This is a genomic window from Clostridium sp. C1, assembly GCF_018223625.1.
Taxonomy (GTDB): Bacteria; Bacillota_I; Bacilli_A; order Erysipelotrichales; family Coprobacillaceae; genus Allocoprobacillus.
Genome location: NZ_CP073631.1, coordinates 511861 through 527957 on the forward strand (window position 1 = coordinate 511861; position 16097 = coordinate 527957).

At 42.3% G+C, this 16097-nt stretch carries 18 protein-coding genes and 2 pseudogenes; 19 read left to right on the forward strand and 1 reads right to left on the reverse strand.

All coding sequences use genetic code 11. From position 1 onward, the window contains the following. Window positions 1-12 precede the first annotated feature (12 nt). Window positions 13-606: a superinfection exclusion B family protein gene (locus KEC48_RS02610; protein WP_211964198.1), complete on the reverse strand. Its 594-nt coding sequence runs from the start codon at window positions 604-606 to the stop codon at window positions 13-15. Between the two features lie 83 nt (window positions 607-689). On the opposite strand from KEC48_RS02610, the gene KEC48_RS02615 reads away from it, so the two are divergent. The 19 genes and pseudogenes from KEC48_RS02615 to KEC48_RS02705 all read left to right on the forward strand — a co-directional run bounded on the left by KEC48_RS02615 (window position 690) and on the right by KEC48_RS02705 (window position 16096). Next, entirely contained in the window at window positions 690-2075 is a 1386-nt protein-coding gene (locus KEC48_RS02615; protein ID WP_211964205.1) for an FtsK/SpoIIIE domain-containing protein, read from the forward strand. 2 nt (window positions 2076-2077) lie between these two features. After that, on the forward strand, window positions 2078-2437 hold the full coding sequence (locus tag KEC48_RS02620; protein WP_249191398.1) for a hypothetical protein: 360 nt from the start codon (window positions 2078-2080) through the stop codon (window positions 2435-2437). Between the two features lie 82 nt (window positions 2438-2519). Further along, window positions 2520-3831, forward strand: a pseudogene (gene istA / locus KEC48_RS02625) (IS21 family transposase). Further along, the gene (gene istB, locus KEC48_RS02630; protein WP_211962065.1) at window positions 3828-4586 is read left to right on the forward strand and encodes an IS21-like element helper ATPase IstB; all 759 of its coding nucleotides are present in this window, start codon (window positions 3828-3830) and stop codon (window positions 4584-4586) included. Before istA ends, istB (KEC48_RS02630) begins: the two are co-directional and overlap by 4 nt. A gap of 386 nt (window positions 4587-4972) precedes the next feature. Then, window positions 4973-6178 (forward strand): MobT family relaxase, encoded by a 1206-nt coding sequence (mobT, locus tag KEC48_RS02635; protein ID WP_349291045.1) that lies wholly within the window; start codon window positions 4973-4975, stop codon window positions 6176-6178. Between the two features lie 15 nt (window positions 6179-6193). Beyond that, window positions 6194-6334, forward strand: coding sequence for a DUF3789 domain-containing protein (locus KEC48_RS02640; protein ID WP_021374764.1), 141 nt, complete (start codon window positions 6194-6196; stop codon window positions 6332-6334). Beyond that, window positions 6331-6552 carry a hypothetical protein gene (locus KEC48_RS02645; RefSeq protein ID WP_010817890.1) on the forward strand — a complete coding sequence of 74 codons (222 nt, stop codon included), beginning with the start codon at window positions 6331-6333 and terminating at the stop codon, window positions 6550-6552. The genes KEC48_RS02640 and KEC48_RS02645 overlap by 4 nt, the downstream gene beginning before the upstream one ends. Window positions 6553-6634: 82 nt before the next feature. Next, window positions 6635-6877: a hypothetical protein gene (locus tag KEC48_RS02650; RefSeq protein ID WP_211964209.1), complete on the forward strand. Its 243-nt coding sequence runs from the start codon at window positions 6635-6637 to the stop codon at window positions 6875-6877. Further along, window positions 6852-7349, forward strand: a complete 498-nt coding sequence (locus KEC48_RS02655) for an antirestriction protein ArdA (protein ID WP_211964211.1) — start codon at window positions 6852-6854, stop codon at window positions 7347-7349. Before KEC48_RS02650 ends, KEC48_RS02655 begins: the two co-directional genes overlap by 26 nt. A 29-nt stretch (window positions 7350-7378) precedes the next feature. Then, window positions 7379-7477, forward strand: a pseudogene (locus KEC48_RS02660) (antirestriction protein ArdA); the annotation flags it as partial. A 90-nt stretch (window positions 7478-7567) separates the two neighbouring features. Further along, entirely contained in the window at window positions 7568-7993 is a 426-nt protein-coding gene (locus KEC48_RS02665) for a hypothetical protein (protein WP_211961932.1), read from the forward strand. Continuing rightward, complete coding sequence (locus tag KEC48_RS02670; RefSeq protein WP_211964084.1) at window positions 7990-8544, forward strand: DDE-type integrase/transposase/recombinase; 555 nt, start codon at window positions 7990-7992, stop codon at window positions 8542-8544. The genes KEC48_RS02665 and KEC48_RS02670 overlap by 4 nt, the downstream gene beginning before the upstream one ends. A gap of 92 nt (window positions 8545-8636) precedes the next feature. After that, entirely contained in the window at window positions 8637-8828 is a 192-nt protein-coding gene (locus tag KEC48_RS02675; RefSeq protein WP_211962971.1) for a hypothetical protein, read from the forward strand. Continuing rightward, window positions 8815-9573: an IS21-like element helper ATPase IstB gene (gene istB, locus KEC48_RS02680; RefSeq protein ID WP_211961934.1), complete on the forward strand. Its 759-nt coding sequence runs from the start codon at window positions 8815-8817 to the stop codon at window positions 9571-9573. Before KEC48_RS02675 ends, istB (KEC48_RS02680) begins: the two co-directional genes overlap by 14 nt. Beyond that, window positions 9574-10029, forward strand: a complete 456-nt coding sequence (locus KEC48_RS02685) for an antirestriction protein ArdA (RefSeq protein ID WP_211964213.1) — start codon at window positions 9574-9576, stop codon at window positions 10027-10029. A 107-nt stretch (window positions 10030-10136) separates the two neighbouring features. Continuing rightward, window positions 10137-10526, forward strand: coding sequence for a conjugal transfer protein (locus KEC48_RS02690; protein ID WP_211964215.1), 390 nt, complete (start codon window positions 10137-10139; stop codon window positions 10524-10526). After that, the gene (locus KEC48_RS02695; RefSeq protein ID WP_211964216.1) at window positions 10513-12960 is read left to right on the forward strand and encodes an ATP-binding protein; all 2448 of its coding nucleotides are present in this window, start codon (window positions 10513-10515) and stop codon (window positions 12958-12960) included. The genes KEC48_RS02690 and KEC48_RS02695 overlap by 14 nt, the downstream gene beginning before the upstream one ends. Further along, the gene (locus tag KEC48_RS02700; RefSeq protein WP_211964217.1) at window positions 12960-15092 is read left to right on the forward strand and encodes a CD3337/EF1877 family mobilome membrane protein; all 2133 of its coding nucleotides are present in this window, start codon (window positions 12960-12962) and stop codon (window positions 15090-15092) included. Before KEC48_RS02695 ends, KEC48_RS02700 begins: the two co-directional genes overlap by 1 nt. Next, the gene (locus KEC48_RS02705; protein ID WP_211964218.1) at window positions 15089-16096 is read left to right on the forward strand and encodes a bifunctional lysozyme/C40 family peptidase; all 1008 of its coding nucleotides are present in this window, start codon (window positions 15089-15091) and stop codon (window positions 16094-16096) included. Before KEC48_RS02700 ends, KEC48_RS02705 begins: the two co-directional genes overlap by 4 nt. Window position 16097: the final 1 nt, after the last annotated feature.

Sequence of the window (16097 nt, forward strand, 5' to 3'; positions counted from 1 at the left end):
ATCCTTTGTAAATTAGTATCGGTAGCCAGAATAAGGGTCATTAAAACGGCTCTGGGCTTTATATTTTGCTTCCATTTGGGTATATGCTGTATGGAATTTGGAGAGTAATTCACTATCTTTTTGAAGTTCTTCCACAGCCCACGGCTGTAACATAAACGGAAATACAGCATTGTTTAAATCTGATACAGCGTATTGGTTTGTAGTTTTAGTAATGATAAGGTTTTGCTCAAGCCAGTGTACAGCTCCGTCGTGTAGTGGCAATTCATCAGTATGGCTATCTTCTATATATAAACCGTAAACAATAGCTTTTTGATAATCATCTAATTTTTGCAGTCTTTCTTTTGCGGTTGCTTTGAATTTCTTTAAAGAATACTTATTATGAAAATAGTTATAGCAACCGACTAGGAGTGTAACTACAAGAATTGAAAAAGAGATTAAAAATAACAATCCTATTGCAAAGCCATAATTATTTCTAAAATCAACCATGTACATTTTAGAGACTATATTATCTGGTAGAAATAAAATCATGCCAGAAGCAAGTGCGATTGCAAACATTATTTTTGTTGGTAATTTAAAAAAATCTGCAAGGTTAACGTCAAATTTCATTGTCTCACTCCTAATTATAGATATGCTTAGATTATATCAAATTAAGATTATTAAGGCTATTAAATATTTTTAGAAGAATAGAGGTGAGGAATATTTTTAAAAATAGAGGAAAGCGTATCAGAGCCAGCGACAAGAACCTTGTGTACCGCTTCTGTGCAGGTACGCTCCTGCTCCTGTTCGTGGCGATTCTCCTGCTACTGAACATGGGACAGCTCATGCGTACCGACTGGGAGCATTTCACCCTGCTTGATAATGGTGTGACGCTTTCCACATACAACTTCATAACCATAGGGATAGCGACTGGTGTTTGTGCATTGGTCGTTTTTCTTTATTACCGCTTCTTCCATGACAGCTTCAAGAAGCTATTGCACCGTCAAAAGCTGGCACGCATGATACTGGACAATAAGTGGTATGAAGCACAGACCGTACAGGACAGCGGTTTTTTCACTGACCTGCAGAGCAGATCAAGGGAAAAAATCGTCTGGTTTCCTAAAATCTATTATCAAATGGACACGGGCTTGCTTCATATCCGCTGTGAAATCTCTTTGGGAAAGTATCAAGACCAGCTCCTTAGACTGGAAGATAAGCTGGAAAGCGGGCTTTACTGCGAGCTGACCGACAAGACGCTCCATGACGGCTATATCGAGTACACCCTGCTTTATGACATGATAGCGAACCGTATCACGATTGACGGGGTAAAGGCTGAAAACGGGGGCTTGCGTCTGATGAAGAACCTTACATGGGAATACGACGCACTCCCTCACGCCCTTATCTGTGGCGGGACTGGCGGTGGAAAGACTTACTTTCTGCTGACAATCATTGAAGCCCTCTTGCAGACCAACGCCCAGCTTTACATCTTAGACCCTAAGAACGCTGACCTTGCGGACTTGGGTATGGTCATGGATAACGTGTACCACACCAAAGAAGATATGATTGAATGTGTCAATGCGTTCTATGAGGGCATGGTGGCAAGAAGCGAAGAAATGAAGCTCCACCCAGACTACAAGACGGGCGAGAACTATGCCTATCTGGGCTTACCGCCCTGCTTCCTTATCTTTGACGAGTATGTGGCGTTCTTGGAAATGCTAGGGACAAAGGAAAGCATGAGCTTACTTAGCCAGCTAAAGAAAATCGTCATGCTTGGCAGACAGGCGGGCTATTTTCTTATAGTTGCCTGCCAGCGTCCCGACGCAAAGTATTTCAGCGACGGTATCAGAGATAACTTCAACTTCCGTGTGGGCTTGGGACGTATCAGCGAACTAGGCTACGGTATGCTCTTTGGAAGCGACGTAAAGAAGCAGTTTTTCCAGAAGCGTATCAAAGGGCGTGGCTATTGTGACGTGGGTACGAGCGTCATATCGGAGTTTTACACTCCCCTTGTTCCAAAGGGGCATGATTTTTTACAGACTATCGGCTCTCTTGCACTGGCAAGGCAAGCCGTACCAGAGAAACAAAAGGAGATTGAATGATTATGGGATATTTGGAAATCCATTATGAACCAGAATGTACCGACAGTGTACTTACCTGTATCGGATTGGGGTATGGAAAATTCCTTTCCGATTTGGCTTTTACGGCAGACAGTGAATATAAACAGGACGACGACTATCCAGAAACACTCTTTCACAAAAGAATGTCGGATTTGCTGGAAGATTTGGCAGAAGATTATCTGGAAATGCCGTTGCTGTTTTCCGTGGAGCTTCCCGCACCTATGGCAAACCTGCTGGGCTGTCTTTTCCGCTATACGTTTCTTGTCATGGACAGGGAGCATTTCAGACAGGTATGCCGTGAATACGAAATTGACAAGGATATAGCCTATAAATGCTACTATTAATATGTACAAAAATGATCATATAAAAATGTACAAAATCAATTCAACATAATATAATAATTCAGTTTTTATTGGAGGTTATATTATGATTATGAATTTAACAGTCAATTCAAGTATTGAGATTAATTGCTTGCTTGATTTACCAAAATTGAAAGTATTAGTAGAGGAGTTAAAATTGAAAATAAATAAATCACAGATTGCCAGAGAGCTTGGTGTCGATAGAAGATTGATAGATAAATATATGAATGGTTATACTAAGCCAAAGAAAAGAGAAAGAAAAAGTAAGTTAGATAAATTTTATCAAATAATATATGACTTACTGATCAATCAAAATACTCAAGTTTTCTTTTATAAAAGAGTTTTATGGCAGTATCTAAAAGATAATCATGGATTAGAATGCTCAGCTTCACATTTTAGAAAGTGGATCAGTCAACATGAGGAATTCGATAAATACTTTAATGGCAGAACAAACAGGACAGTGAATGGTAAAGTTAGAAACAGTACTACAAATCATCAGTCAATCAAAAGAGAGACGGGTATGGGAGTTGAAGCACAATTAGACTGGAAGGAAAATATGCATTATACCTTAAATACAGGTGAAGTTATTGAATTAAATATCTTTGCACTTGTTTATTCCTATTCAAGATATAAAGTTAATTTTATTTCGCTTACAAAAAGCAAGGTGCTCTATTCCATTATCTTGATCAGGCATTTGAAGCAGCAGGTGGTGTGCCTGACATTTTAAAAACCGATAATATGAAAACGGTTATGGATGAGGCAAGAACAGAATATTCGAGTGGAAAGGTCAATGCGAAGTTTCAACAATTTGCAAATGATTATGGCTTTGTAGTGAAACCATGTATTGCCGGAAAACCATGGAGTAAAGGAAAAGTTGAAGCACCAATGAAATTATGGGATGAACTATATGCCTATAATGGAAAATTAAACTATGCACAACTGAATGAAAAAGTAACGGAAATTAATGAAAGGCATAATTGCCAGGTGCACAGTGAAATAGGAAAAATTCCGAAGCTTCATATTCAAAAAGAAAAAGATTTCTTATCCCCCTTACCACAAGAAAAGATAAGAAATCAATATAAAATCACCATTAAACCAGTAAAAGTAGATTCACAAAGCTTATTTTCCTATAAAGGAAATAAATATTCCGCACCACCAGAATATATTGGTAAAACAGTGAAACTACAAATATTTGATGATTATATACATGTGCATTTTAACACAAAACTCATAACAATTCATCAAATATCTCAGTCAAAATACAATTATCATGAAGAGCATTATCAAAAAATATACGAAGTAAGTTTTAAAGATAGTTCGGATGAAATTAAACAACTAGCTAAGGAAAATTTAAATTTGATAGGAGAAATATACAATGAGTAGTACATATATGCAATTAAGAAATAACCTGAATTATTTGAAACTAAGTCAAATGAATGAAAATTTAGATGAGATATTGGATTACATAACTAAGAACAATCTATCCCTTACTGAAGGATTGATTAAATTGACCCAAATAGAAATCGATCATAGAGAAAAGAATACGATCAAATCAATGGTTAAAGTAGGAGCTTTTCCTCACCATAAAGAATTAAGGGATTTTGATTTTGATTTTCAATCATCAATTAATAAACAACAGATATTGGATTTTGAGACACTCAGATTCATTGAGAATTGTGAAAATATCGTATTTCTAGGTAATAGTGGTGTAGGTAAAACACACTTGGCTGTAAGTATAGGCATCGCCGCAGCAAAGCGTAGAAATAGTACATATTTCATCAAATGTCATGACCTTATTCAACAATTGAAGAAAGCAAATAATGAGAACAGATTGGAAGATCGACTTCGCCATTTTACCAAATATAAAGTATTGATCATAGATGAACTTGGCTATCTTCCAATTAATAAAGATGATGCGAAATTATTCTTTCAACTGATAGATAGACGTTATGAAAAAAGAAGCACGATATTAACTACAAATATCAATTTTAGTGAGTGGGATGAAGTTTTCTGTGATGCGGTAATGGCAAATGCCATTTTAGATAGAGTCCTTCATCACGCGCATGTGGTAACTATAACGGGTAAATCCTATCGGTTAAAAGATCATATGAAGCCAAACGAAGAGGAATCCTAATATTAAGAAGTATTCCTAGTTATATTGAACAGGAACATAATTGTACATCATAAATGATCATTTTTGTACAAAATTATATTGACATTTATATAGCCAGAAAATGCCTTTCAAGAGATACCGACTGTATCGTAGTTTATACGGGCATGATAAGGATAGGCTGAACCACTGACGGCTGGAACGGTCAGCGAAGCGACCCAGACCGTGTAAGCCGTCCTGTGGAGCAGGGCTTGCCCTGCTCCACGAAAGAAGCCCCTCGGTATCTAACAGAGGGGCACAATTCCGCTGGAAACTACGGTCAAAAAGTCTGGAAATCCCGCTTGATAAAAGGGTTTTCTCTTGCTCATAGCTGACTGTGACAATCTGCGGAAAATATCACACTTTTACGATTGGAGGTATGCAGGCTGAATGAAAGCACCTTTATAACCGCCTTGAAAGAGAAACGTCAATCTTACGGCGTGTCCCAGACAAGGCTTGCAATCATGGCTGGTATCAGTCGTGAACACCTAAACCGTATCGAAGCGGGCAAGGTAACGCTCACAGATGATATGCAGGACAAGCTCATGGAAGCTGTCGAGAAATTCAATCCCGACGCTCCCATGTTCCTGCTGTTCGACTATGTGCGTATCCGTTTCCCCACGCTGGATATACAGCACGTTATCAAGGATATTCTGAAGCTCAACATTGACTATATGCTTCATGAGGACTACGGACACTACAAATACACCGAGCATTACTATCTGGGTGATGTGTTCGTCTACACTTCGCAGGACGAAGAAAAAGGCACGCTTCTGGAGCTGAAAGGAAAAGGCTGTCGCCAGTTTGAAAGCTATCTGCTGGCACAGGAGCGAAGCTGGTATGACTTCCTCATGGACGCTCTGGTTGAGGGCGGTGTGATGAAACGCCTTGACCTTGCCATTAACGACAGGGCGGGCATACTGGATATTCCAGATCTGACCGCCAAATGCAACCGTGAGGAATGTGTTTCTCTGTTCTGTTCTTTCAAGTCCTATGCTTCCGGCGAGCTGGTGAAGCACAACGAGCAGAACAAGGCGGGCATGGGACACACGCTGTATATCGGTTCACTGAAAAGCGAGGTGTACTTCTGCTGTTATGAGAAGAACTACGAACAGTACGCAAAGCTGGGCGTGCCGATTGAGGAAGCACCCATAAAGAACCGCTTCGAGATACGACTGAAAGATGAAAGAGCTTATTATGCCGTCCGTGAACTGCTGACCCATTATGACGCAGAACAGACGGCATTTTCTATCATCAATCACTATATCCGCTTCGTGGACAGAGAGCCGGAGAAGCGAAAGACAGACTGGAAGCTCAATGACCGCTGGGCGTGGTTTATCGGGAAAGACCGTCCCCCTATCAAGCTGACAACTGACCCAGAGCCTTACACATTGGAAAGGACGCTGGGCTGGATAAGCCGACAGGTCGCCCCTACGCTGAAAATGCTGAAAAAGATAGACGCTGGCAACAGCACAAGTTATCTGAAAGAGATTGAGGACAACGCAAAGCTGACAGAAAAGCACTTGCAGATAATCAAACAGCAGACAGCGGACACAGAGGAACTTATCACAGAATAAAGGAGAATTTTGATTATGGCAGAACTTGTCAAGGACTTGGTGCTGGTATCGCTGGGAATGGGTATCGGTGTCGTCCTTATGTGTATCGCACAGGTCAGCAAAATGGCTGACGAGCAAATGGAAGAAATCAAAAAAGAAAGGATTGATAAAGAATGAATTTCGGACAGAACTTATACAACTGGTTTTTAAGCAACGCCCAGAGCTTAGTGCTTATGGCAATCGTGGTAATCGGTATCTACTTAGGATTTAAGAGAGAGTTTTCTAAGTTAATCGGCTTCCTTGTGATTGCTTTAATCGCTGTCGGGCTGGTATTCAATGCCGGCGGTGTCAAGGACGTGCTGTTAGAGCTGTTCAACCGTATCATTGGGGCGTAACAATCAGCAGTTTGCGGTCACGCAAACTTACCTGTCCCCCTATGGGAGTTCGGGCATAGGGGGAATGAAAGGGGGTGACGGAATGGTACAAAAAGACATTTTTACAGATATGCAGGCAAAAATCGGCTGTCCGTATCTCTCCGACCTGCCCTACTACAAGCGTGCGGTCTGGTTTGAGATGAAACGCCTTTGCCTGTCCGACTACCCTAAGAAACAGTTGGAAGATTTTTCACGCTATGTATTCGGTGTGCCTTACGCCGTCATACAGGAAGCGTTACAAAGAAAGGACGTGATGAAACATGGAAGAAATGCGTGTGCAGATTGAAGCCAGAGAACCGACAGACGGCGAGATACGAGCCTTTTGGTTCACCCTGCCTATCGACACGGAACAGGTGGAAGAACTGCTGGGGATTGATGTAGATACGGACTATTACTATATCACGGGAAAGGAGCTTCCCTTTGCTGATGAAGTACAGGAAGATACCACTGTGGAAAAGCTCAATGACCTGTACGCTACTTACGAAAATCTGCCCTCTGACTTGAAAGAGGACTACGGGGAGCTGATGTGTTATTTCACCGACCTTGACGAACTGCACCGATACAGAAACGATATTATCCACTATTCATGGTGTAAGAACATGACGGACGTTGCCCGCCACATACTGAATAATGACCCAGACTTTACTTCCCTAAGTGAGAGTGTCACCCGCTATTTCGATTATGAAGCCTACGGGCAGTATCTTGACGACAACGGACGCTTTGTGGAAACCGACCACGGTATCTATGAACTTCCGTAGAAAAGAGGTGTGTGCCTGTGGTTGACGACATGAGGGTGTATATCGCTAATCTTGGCAAGTACAACGAGGGCGAACTTGTCGGGGACTGGTTCTCTTTCCCTATCGATATAAAAGTTAAAATAAGATTACCCAAATTGTTGCAGATAAGTGGTTACACTTTGCATTAATCAGGGTAATCTTTTTTGATATAATTCTTTCCTGTAAAGGAGTGAATTATATTGAATACAGCAGTCATTAAAATAAATAATTTGGATCAGGCTTTAATGTTAAGCAGAGCCTATAAGGAAGGAGAAATTAAATTGAATGTTTCTAAACTTGCAAGAGAATTAAACTGTAGCCGAAAAACACTAAGCAGAAGGCTAAACGGTATCGCACCTAAAAAAACAAGAAACAGAAAAAGATATTTAGATGATTATAAAGATCTTATATACAAATATTTGTGTGATGAACAGAGAAATTTTGATTATATCGATCATATTTATTATTTTATGAAACGTGAACATGGTATCACCTGTACACGTTCGACATTTTCAGATACATTAAGGATAACGAAGAGCTCAATAGTAAATTTAAAAATAACAGAACCGATTCTTTTATCGAACGTTTTGAAACCAATCCTGGTCAACAGGCTCAGTTCGATATGAAAGAAAAAGTTAAACTTACAGATAAAAATGGCACGCAGACAGTAGTATATATTCCTACTCTGACTTTATCATGGTCAAGATATAATTACAGGCAGGTAATATTAAAACCTACAACTGATAACCTGTTAATATTTTTAGCCCAGGCATTTGAAGAAATCGGTGGTGTTCCTAAAGAACTGGTCATTGACAATCTTAAAGCATTTGTAGAAAAGCCTCGTAAATCAGCTGATGATAAAGCTTTATTAAACAGTAAATTTGAAGAATTCTGTAAAGATTATGGAATAACACCTATGCCATGTATGCCATATAGACCTCAAACCAAAGGAAAAACTGAGACACAAAATAAAATAGTGGATCAGCTTAAAAATTATAACGGTTATTATAGCGGATTATCTGATATACATGACAAACTGGAAATAATCAATAACGAGGATAATGAACGTTCCTCACAGGCAACAAGGCTTCCTAGAAATTTTCTTTTAGAAAAGAAAAAGGTGATCTGCTTCCGTTACCCAGCAAAGAAATCAGAAGCAGGTATCACCTTAAATTAAATGAAGTCTATGTTACAAATGAATCACTATTCCAGTATAAATACAATAAATATTCCCTACCACAAGAATATATTGGAAAACGTGTCGGACTAGTGGTCCAAAACAAAGAACTTCTTATATATTATAACGGAAAAATTATTGAAAAACATCCTATTACTAATAATAAATTTAATATAAAAGAAGAACATGAACTTTATTATAAGAAAACAGATAAGCAGGCAGTTAAAGAAAGCAATCAAATAATATTAAAAGAACTGGAGAATATAATTTATGACAATGACTAATGATGTACTGGAACAATTGAATTATTTAAAACTGAAATCAGCATATTCATATTTAAATTCATTAGTAATGAATAATGAAATAGCTGAAGAAGAACTGCATGTAATGCATAAGATACTGAATAAGGAAGTGATAGCTAAAGAGGAGAATAACAGACTTTATAATGTAAAAGTAGCAGCATTTCCTTTTCTAAGAAAAGTTGATGATTATGATTTTAATTTTCAGCCAGGTATAAAAGAAGAAAAAATAAGATCTATTATTGAATCGGATTTTTATGAAAATGCTACAAATATCGTATTTGTAGGTAACCCTGGTACTGGAAAAACACATTTGGCAATAGCAATTGCATATACAGTAGCTATAAGAAGAAATAGTGTATATTTTATTAAATTTAATAAATTAATCAATATACTAAGACAGGCATATAATGAGGGGACATTAGAAAGAAAACTAAGACTCTTTTATAAGTATAAGCTGCTAGTCATTGATGAAGTTGGATTTAATGAAATAACACCACTGGAAGCTAAATTATTTTTTCAATTGATTGATTTAAGATATACTAAACGATCTACTATTTTTACAAGCAATATTTCATTTGATAAATGGTCACAGATATTAGGAAATGATGAAATGATAACTAAAGCCATATTAGACAGGATTCTTCATTATTCATATTTATTTAATATCACAGGTCCATCTTATCGAATCAAAGATAAATTAAATCCTAAAAAAACTGAGAACACTTAATTGCAACAAATTGGTCAAATTATCTTGACTTTTATAATCGACGAGGAAGATGTTGCGGAGCGTATCGGGCTGAACAGCTATTATGAGGAATACGCTGTCCATGATACCGACAACTTCCCTATTGAAATCGGGGAGTATATCTCCATTGAAGAACTCAATGAAATGTACGACATGATTTGTGAGCTTCCCGACTATATCACGGACGCTCTGGACGAGTTTGTTTCCTACTATGGAAGTCTGGAAGAAGTCTACGAGCATAAGGACGAGATTTATTATTATCCTAATTGTGAGGATATGACCGACGTTGCCTATTACTTCATTGACGAGTTGCAGGTATTGGGACAGATACCGCTACCGTTGCAGAACTATATCGACTATGAAGCATACGGCAGGGACTTGTCCATAGAAGGGACGTTCATTGAAACAAGCCGTGGGATATGCGAGATACCATATTAGAGCTGGCAGATCAGCGACAGGCAAGGTCGCTACTGACAGCTTTTTCTATCAAGGACAGTCTGAAAATGGCTGTCCTTTTCCATTACAACGAAAGGAGCTGAAACGAATTGAAGAAGATTAAGAGCTACACGGGTATCTGGAACGTGGAGAAAGTCTTATACGCAATCAATGACTTTACTCTCCCGTTTCCCGTTACCTTTACCCAGATAACGTGGTTTGTCATTACGGAGTTTGCCGTCATTCTCTTAGGGGACTTACCGCCGTTATCGCTTATCGAGGGGGCATTTTTAAAATACTTCGGTATTCCCGTTGCCCTCACATGGTTCATGAGCCAAAAGACCTTTGACGGCAAGAAGCCTTACAGCTTTTTAAAGTCTATGCTGACCTATGCCGTCCGACCAAAAGTGACCTATGCAGGAAAAGCCGTGAAGCTGGAAAAGGGAGTGTTCAGCGAACCTGTCACGGCGGTTAGGAGTGTGATGTATGTTCCCGATTAAGTATATCGACAACAACCTTGTCTGGAACAAGGACAATGAGGTATTTGCCTATTATGAGCTGATACCGTACAATTACAGCTTTCTATCGGCTGAACAGAAATTTATCGTCCATGACAGCTTCCGTCAGCTTATCGCACAGTCCCGTGAGGGAAAGATACACGCCTTGCAGATAGCGACGGAAAGCTCCGTAAGAAGCATACAGGAGCAGTCAAAAAAGCTGGTAACAGGGCGACTTCGTGATGTGGCGATACAGAAGATTGACGAACAGACGGAAGCCCTTGTTTCCATGATTGGCGATAATCAAGTGGACTACCGCTTTTTTATCGGCTTCAAGCTCATTGTGACAGAGGAAAAGGTCAGTCTGGAGAGTATGAAGAAATCAGCGTTTATGACGTTCAAAGAGTTTTTGAACGAGGTCAACCATACGCTGATGAATGACTTTATCTCCATGCCAGATGATGAAATCAACCGCTACATGAAAATGGAAAAACTGCTGGAAAATAAAATCTCCCGCCGTTTCAAGTTTCGACGCTTGGACAAGAACGACTTCGGGTATCTTATCGAGCATATCTACGGCAGGGACGGCGTGGCGTATGAGGACTACGAGTATTCGCTTCCAAAGAAGAAGCTGAAAAAGGCAACGCTTATCAAGCAGTACGACCTTATCCGTCCGACCCGCTGTCTGATAGAGGAAAGCCAGCGATACTTGCGTCTGGAACATGAGGACAGCGAGAGCTTCGTGTCCTACTTTACCGTCAATGCGATTGTGGGCGAGCTGGATTTCCCGTCCAGTGAGATATTCTACTTCCAGCAACAGCAGTTCACGTTCCCTGTGGACACAAGTATGAATGTGGAAATCGTCGGCAACCGTAAGGCACTTTCCACGGTGAGAAATAAAAAGAAAGAACTGAAAGACTTGGACAATCACGCCTATCAGTCTGGAAGCGAAACAAGCTCAAATGTGGTGGACGCACTGGACAGCGTGGACGAGCTGGAAACCGACTTAGACCAGAGCAAGGAAAGTATGTATAAGCTCTCCTATGTGATAAGGGTATCGGCTCCCGACCTTGATGAGCTGAAACGACGCTGTGATGAGGTCAAGGATTTTTACGACGACCTCAATGTAAAATTAGTCCGACCCGCTGGGGATATGCTGGGACTTCACTCTGAATTTCTCCCCGCCAGCAAGCGTTATATCAATGACTATGTGCAGTATGTGAAATCGGACTTCTTAGCGGGGCTTGGCTTCGGGGCGACACAACAGCTTGGCGAGAATACAGGTATCTATATCGGCTATTCCGTAGATACAGGAAGAAATGTATATCTGCAACCCTCTCTTGCCAGTCAAGGCGTGAAAGGTACGGTCACAAACGCTCTGGCTTCTGCTTTTGTCGGTTCGCTAGGCGGTGGAAAATCATTCTGTAATAACCTTATCGTCTATTATTCCGTCCTCTTTGGCGGGCAGGCGGTCATACTTGACCCTAAGAGCGAGCGTGGCAACTGGAAAGAAACGCTCCCAGAGATAGCCCATGAAATCAATATCGTCAATCTTACCAGCGATAAAGAAAATGCTGGGCTTCTTGACCCGTTCGTGATTATGAAGAATGTAAAAGACGCTGAAAGTCTGGCGATAGACATTCTCACATTCCTTACGGGGATTTCCTCTAGGGACGGTGAGAAATTTCCTGTCCTTAGAAAAGCGGTGCGAGCCGTGACCCAGAGCGATCAGCGAGGACTGCTCCATGTGATAGACGAGCTACGCAGAGAGGACACGGCGATAGCCCGCAACATTGCCGACCATATCGACAGCTTTACGGACTATGACTTTGCACACTTGCTGTTCTCGGACGGTTCGGTGTCTAACGCTATCAGCTTGGACAACCAGCTCAATATCATACAGGTTGCCGACCTTGTTTTACCAGATAAGGACACGACCTTTGAGGAATACACAACCATAGAACTGCTGTCCGTGGCTATGCTGATTGTCATTAGTACCTTTGCCCTTGACTTTATCCACAGCGACAGAAGCATTTTTAAAATCGTTGACCTTGATGAAGCGTGGGCGTTCCTCAATGTGGCACAGGGAGAAACCCTCTCTAATAAGCTGGTGCGTGCAGGGCGAGCTATGCAGGCAGGCGTGTACTTCGTCACGCAAAGCTCTGGGGACGTGTCCAAAGAAAGCCTAAAGAACAATATCGGCTTGAAGTTTGCCTTTATAAGTACCGACATTAACGAGATAAAGCAGACCCTTGAATTTTTCGGTATCGACAAGGACGACGAGAACAACCAGAAAAGGCTTCGTGACTTGGAGAACGGACAATGCCTGCTTCAAGATTTGTACGGGCGTGTGGGCGTGGTGCAGATACACCCTGTCTTTGAAGAATTACTGCACGCCTTTGATACCAGACCGCCCGTGAAAAGCGAGGTGGAGTGATGAAAGATAAGATAAAGGGGCTTCTGACAAGAAAGAAGCTCTTTCGTTTTTTCAAGATTGCTCTGATAGTCATTTTTACCTCTATTGTGTTCCTCTCCCTGTTCGGGACGGTGGCTCACGCAACGGGGCTTGTTGATGATACGGTCAATGCGGACAACCTGTATTCACAGTACCCGCTGGAAAACTACCAGCTTGACTTCTATGTGGACAATAGCTGGGGCTGGCTTCCGTGGAACTGGCTGGACGGTATCGGTAAATCCGTACAATATGGGCTTTACTGTATCACCAACTTTATCTGGACTATCAGCCTGTATCTAAGCAACGCCACAGGGTACGTTGTCCAACAGGCGTATAAGCTGGACTTCATCAATGACATGGCAGACAGTATCGGCAAGAGCATACAGACCCTAGCGGGCGTGACGGAAAACGGCTTTGGAAGTACGGGCTTTTATGTAGGCTTCCTGCTCCTCATTATCCTTATCGTGGGTATGTATGTAGCCTACACAGGGCTTATCAAGCGAGAAACCAGCAAGGCATTACACGCCGTTATCAACTTCATAGTGGTGTTCGTGCTGTCCGCTTCCTTTATCGCCTACGCTCCCGACTATATCAAGAAAATCAATGACTTTTCTTCGGACATTTCCACGGCTTCGCTGGATTTGGGGACAAAGATAATGCTCCCCGACAGCGACAGTGCTGGAAAAGACAGCGTGGACTTGATAAGGGACAGCCTGTTTTCCATACAGGTACAACAGCCGTGGCTACTTTTGCAGTTTGGAAACAGCGATATAGAAGAAATCGGGGCTGACCGTGTGGAAGCTCTGGTATCGGCTAGTCCCTCTGCCGACGACGGGGCGACCCGTGAGGACGTGGTAAAAACAGAAATCGAGGATAACGATAACGACAATCTGACGATACCGCAGGTCATCAACCGTCTGGGAATGGTGTTCTTCCTGCTTATCTTCAATCTGGGGATAACGATATTTGTTTTCCTGCTTACAGGCATGATGATATTCTCCCAGATACTTTTTATCATCTTTGCCATGTTCCTGCCGATTAGCTTCCTGCTCTCCATGATACCGAGCTATGAGAACATGGCGAAACAGGCAATCGTGCGGGTGTTCAATACGATTATGACAAGGGCGGGAATAACGCTCATTGTCACGGTGGCTTTCAGTATTTCCAGTATGTTTTATAACATATCCACCGATTACCCGTTCTTTATGATAGCGTTCTTGCAGATAGTGTGCTTTGCGGGTATCTACATGAAGCTGGGCGACCTTATGAGTATGTTCTCTCTTAACGCTGGGGACAGCCAGAGCATGGGACGCAGGATATTCCGTCGCCCGTATCTGTTCATGCGTCACAGGGCTAGGCGTATGGAACACCGTATTGCAAGGGCTGTCGGTGCTGGAAGTGTCGCTGGTGCGATGGCTGGTACAGTAGCCGGAACAGCCATGAATGACGGTTCTGGAAAATCTGTCAGAGCTGGTATGGGCAGAAAAGAACGCCGAGAAAATGCTTCTTTTGGAAGCCGAGCTGGTTCTGCCGTGGGTGCGGTGCTTGATACAAAAAATAAGGTCAAGGACAAGGCAACGGCTGTCAAGGAGAATATCAAGGATATGCCGACCCAGACCGCCTATGCCGTACACTCCGCAAAGGAAAAGGCAAAAGCAAATGTGTCCGACTTCAAGCGTGGCATTGTGCAGGGGCAGGAAACCAGACAGAGCGAACGTGCCGACAAGCTTCAACAACATAGACAGAATATCGCTGACAAGCGTATGGAGCTTCAAAAGGCACAGGAAGAAAGGCAGGCTGGAAGAACGACGGACGGATCAGCGACAACAGGAGCTACCCGTCCCCATGAAAGACCTGTCACCGCTTCTAAGACAGACACAGGAAAAATGCAGGAAATCAAGCGTCCTGTCACTACCGACAAGGTACATATCGAGCCAACTACTCCACAATCTGTCAAGGAACGTCCGCTGGCTTCAAAATCTGATGAACCTGTACCACAGAAACACGGGACAAGGCTTAACGGTGTGGAGCTGAACCGACAGACCACCAGAAAAGAACGAAATATCAAGAAATCGACCATAAACACCACGGAAAAGAAAGGACGTAAGAAATGAAGCTGAGACATATCGCCATTATCGGCAGTCTGTTTCCATTTCTCATTGCAATAGTGCTTTTCTTTGGTGTCCTTATCAGTGCCGAGGACGACGACGGGGGCGGTGGCTCTTCCTCATGGGTAACGGGCATGAACCTGTCCGCAGAGGTCTTGAAACATCAGCCTATGGTGGAGAAATACGCTAAAGAGTACGGCATATCCGAGTACGTCCCCTATCTGCTGGCAATCATACAGGTGGAAAGTGGCGGGACAGCCGAGGACGTTATGCAGAGTTCCGAGAGCATGGGCTTACCGCCTAATTCCCTTGATACAGAAAGCTCAATCAAGCAGGGGTGCAAGTATTTTGCGTCCCTGCTTTCTTCAGCAGAAAATCAAGGCATAGAGGATATAAACGTCGTGGTGCAGTCCTATAACTATGGCGGTGGCTATATCGGCTATGTAGCTTCCAATGGAAAAAAGCACAGCTTCACGCTGGCAGAGAATTTCGCCCGTGACAAGTCGGGTGGAACAAAAGTCACCTACACGAACCCTATCGCTGTCGCACGCAACGGTGGCTGGCGTTACGGGTACGGGAATATGTTCTATGTGGAGCTTGTCAGCCAGTATCTCACGGTCAGTCAAGTATCGGGTGAGCTGGCACAAAAGATAATGAATGAAGCTCTGAAATATCAAGGCTGGGACTATGTGTACGGCGGGAGCAATCCTAACACTTCTTTTGATTGTTCGGGGCTGGTTCAATGGTGCTATGGCAAGGCTGGTATCAGTCTGCCGAGAACCGCACAGGCACAGTATGACGCTACCCAGCATATCCCGCTTTCGCAGGCACAGGCTGGTGATTTGGTGTTCTTCCACAGTACCTACAATGCGGGAACGTATGTAACTCACGTCGGTATCTATGTGGGAAATAACCAGATGTACCACGCTGGCGACCCGATAGGCTATGCCGACCTTACAAGCTCCTACTGGCAACAGCATTTGATAGGAGCTGGCAGAATTAAGCAATAGA

Coding starts and splice junctions, on each gene's coding strand:
- KEC48_RS02705 (WP_211964218.1), top strand. CDS start 15,089: ATGAAGCTGAGACATATCGCCATTATCGGCAGTCTGTTTCCATTTCTC.
- KEC48_RS02695 (WP_211964216.1), top strand. CDS start 10,513: ATGTTCCCGATTAAGTATATCGACAACAACCTTGTCTGGAACAAGGAC.
- KEC48_RS02610 (WP_211964198.1), bottom strand. CDS start 606: ATGAAATTTGACGTTAACCTTGCAGATTTTTTTAAATTACCAACAAAA.
- KEC48_RS02670 (WP_211964084.1), top strand. CDS start 7,990: ATGAAAGAAAAAGTTAAACTTACAGATAAAAATGGCACGCAGACAGTA.
- KEC48_RS02645 (WP_010817890.1), top strand. CDS start 6,331: ATGAATTTCGGACAGAACTTATACAACTGGTTTTTAAGCAACGCCCAG.
- KEC48_RS02620 (WP_249191398.1), top strand. CDS start 2,078: ATGGGATATTTGGAAATCCATTATGAACCAGAATGTACCGACAGTGTA.
- KEC48_RS02640 (WP_021374764.1), top strand. CDS start 6,194: ATGGCAGAACTTGTCAAGGACTTGGTGCTGGTATCGCTGGGAATGGGT.
- istB (WP_211962065.1), top strand. CDS start 3,828: ATGAGTAGTACATATATGCAATTAAGAAATAACCTGAATTATTTGAAA.
- KEC48_RS02700 (WP_211964217.1), top strand. CDS start 12,960: ATGAAAGATAAGATAAAGGGGCTTCTGACAAGAAAGAAGCTCTTTCGT.
- KEC48_RS02655 (WP_211964211.1), top strand. CDS start 6,852: ATGGAAGAAATGCGTGTGCAGATTGAAGCCAGAGAACCGACAGACGGC.
- istB (WP_211961934.1), top strand. CDS start 8,815: ATGACAATGACTAATGATGTACTGGAACAATTGAATTATTTAAAACTG.
- KEC48_RS02650 (WP_211964209.1), top strand. CDS start 6,635: ATGGTACAAAAAGACATTTTTACAGATATGCAGGCAAAAATCGGCTGT.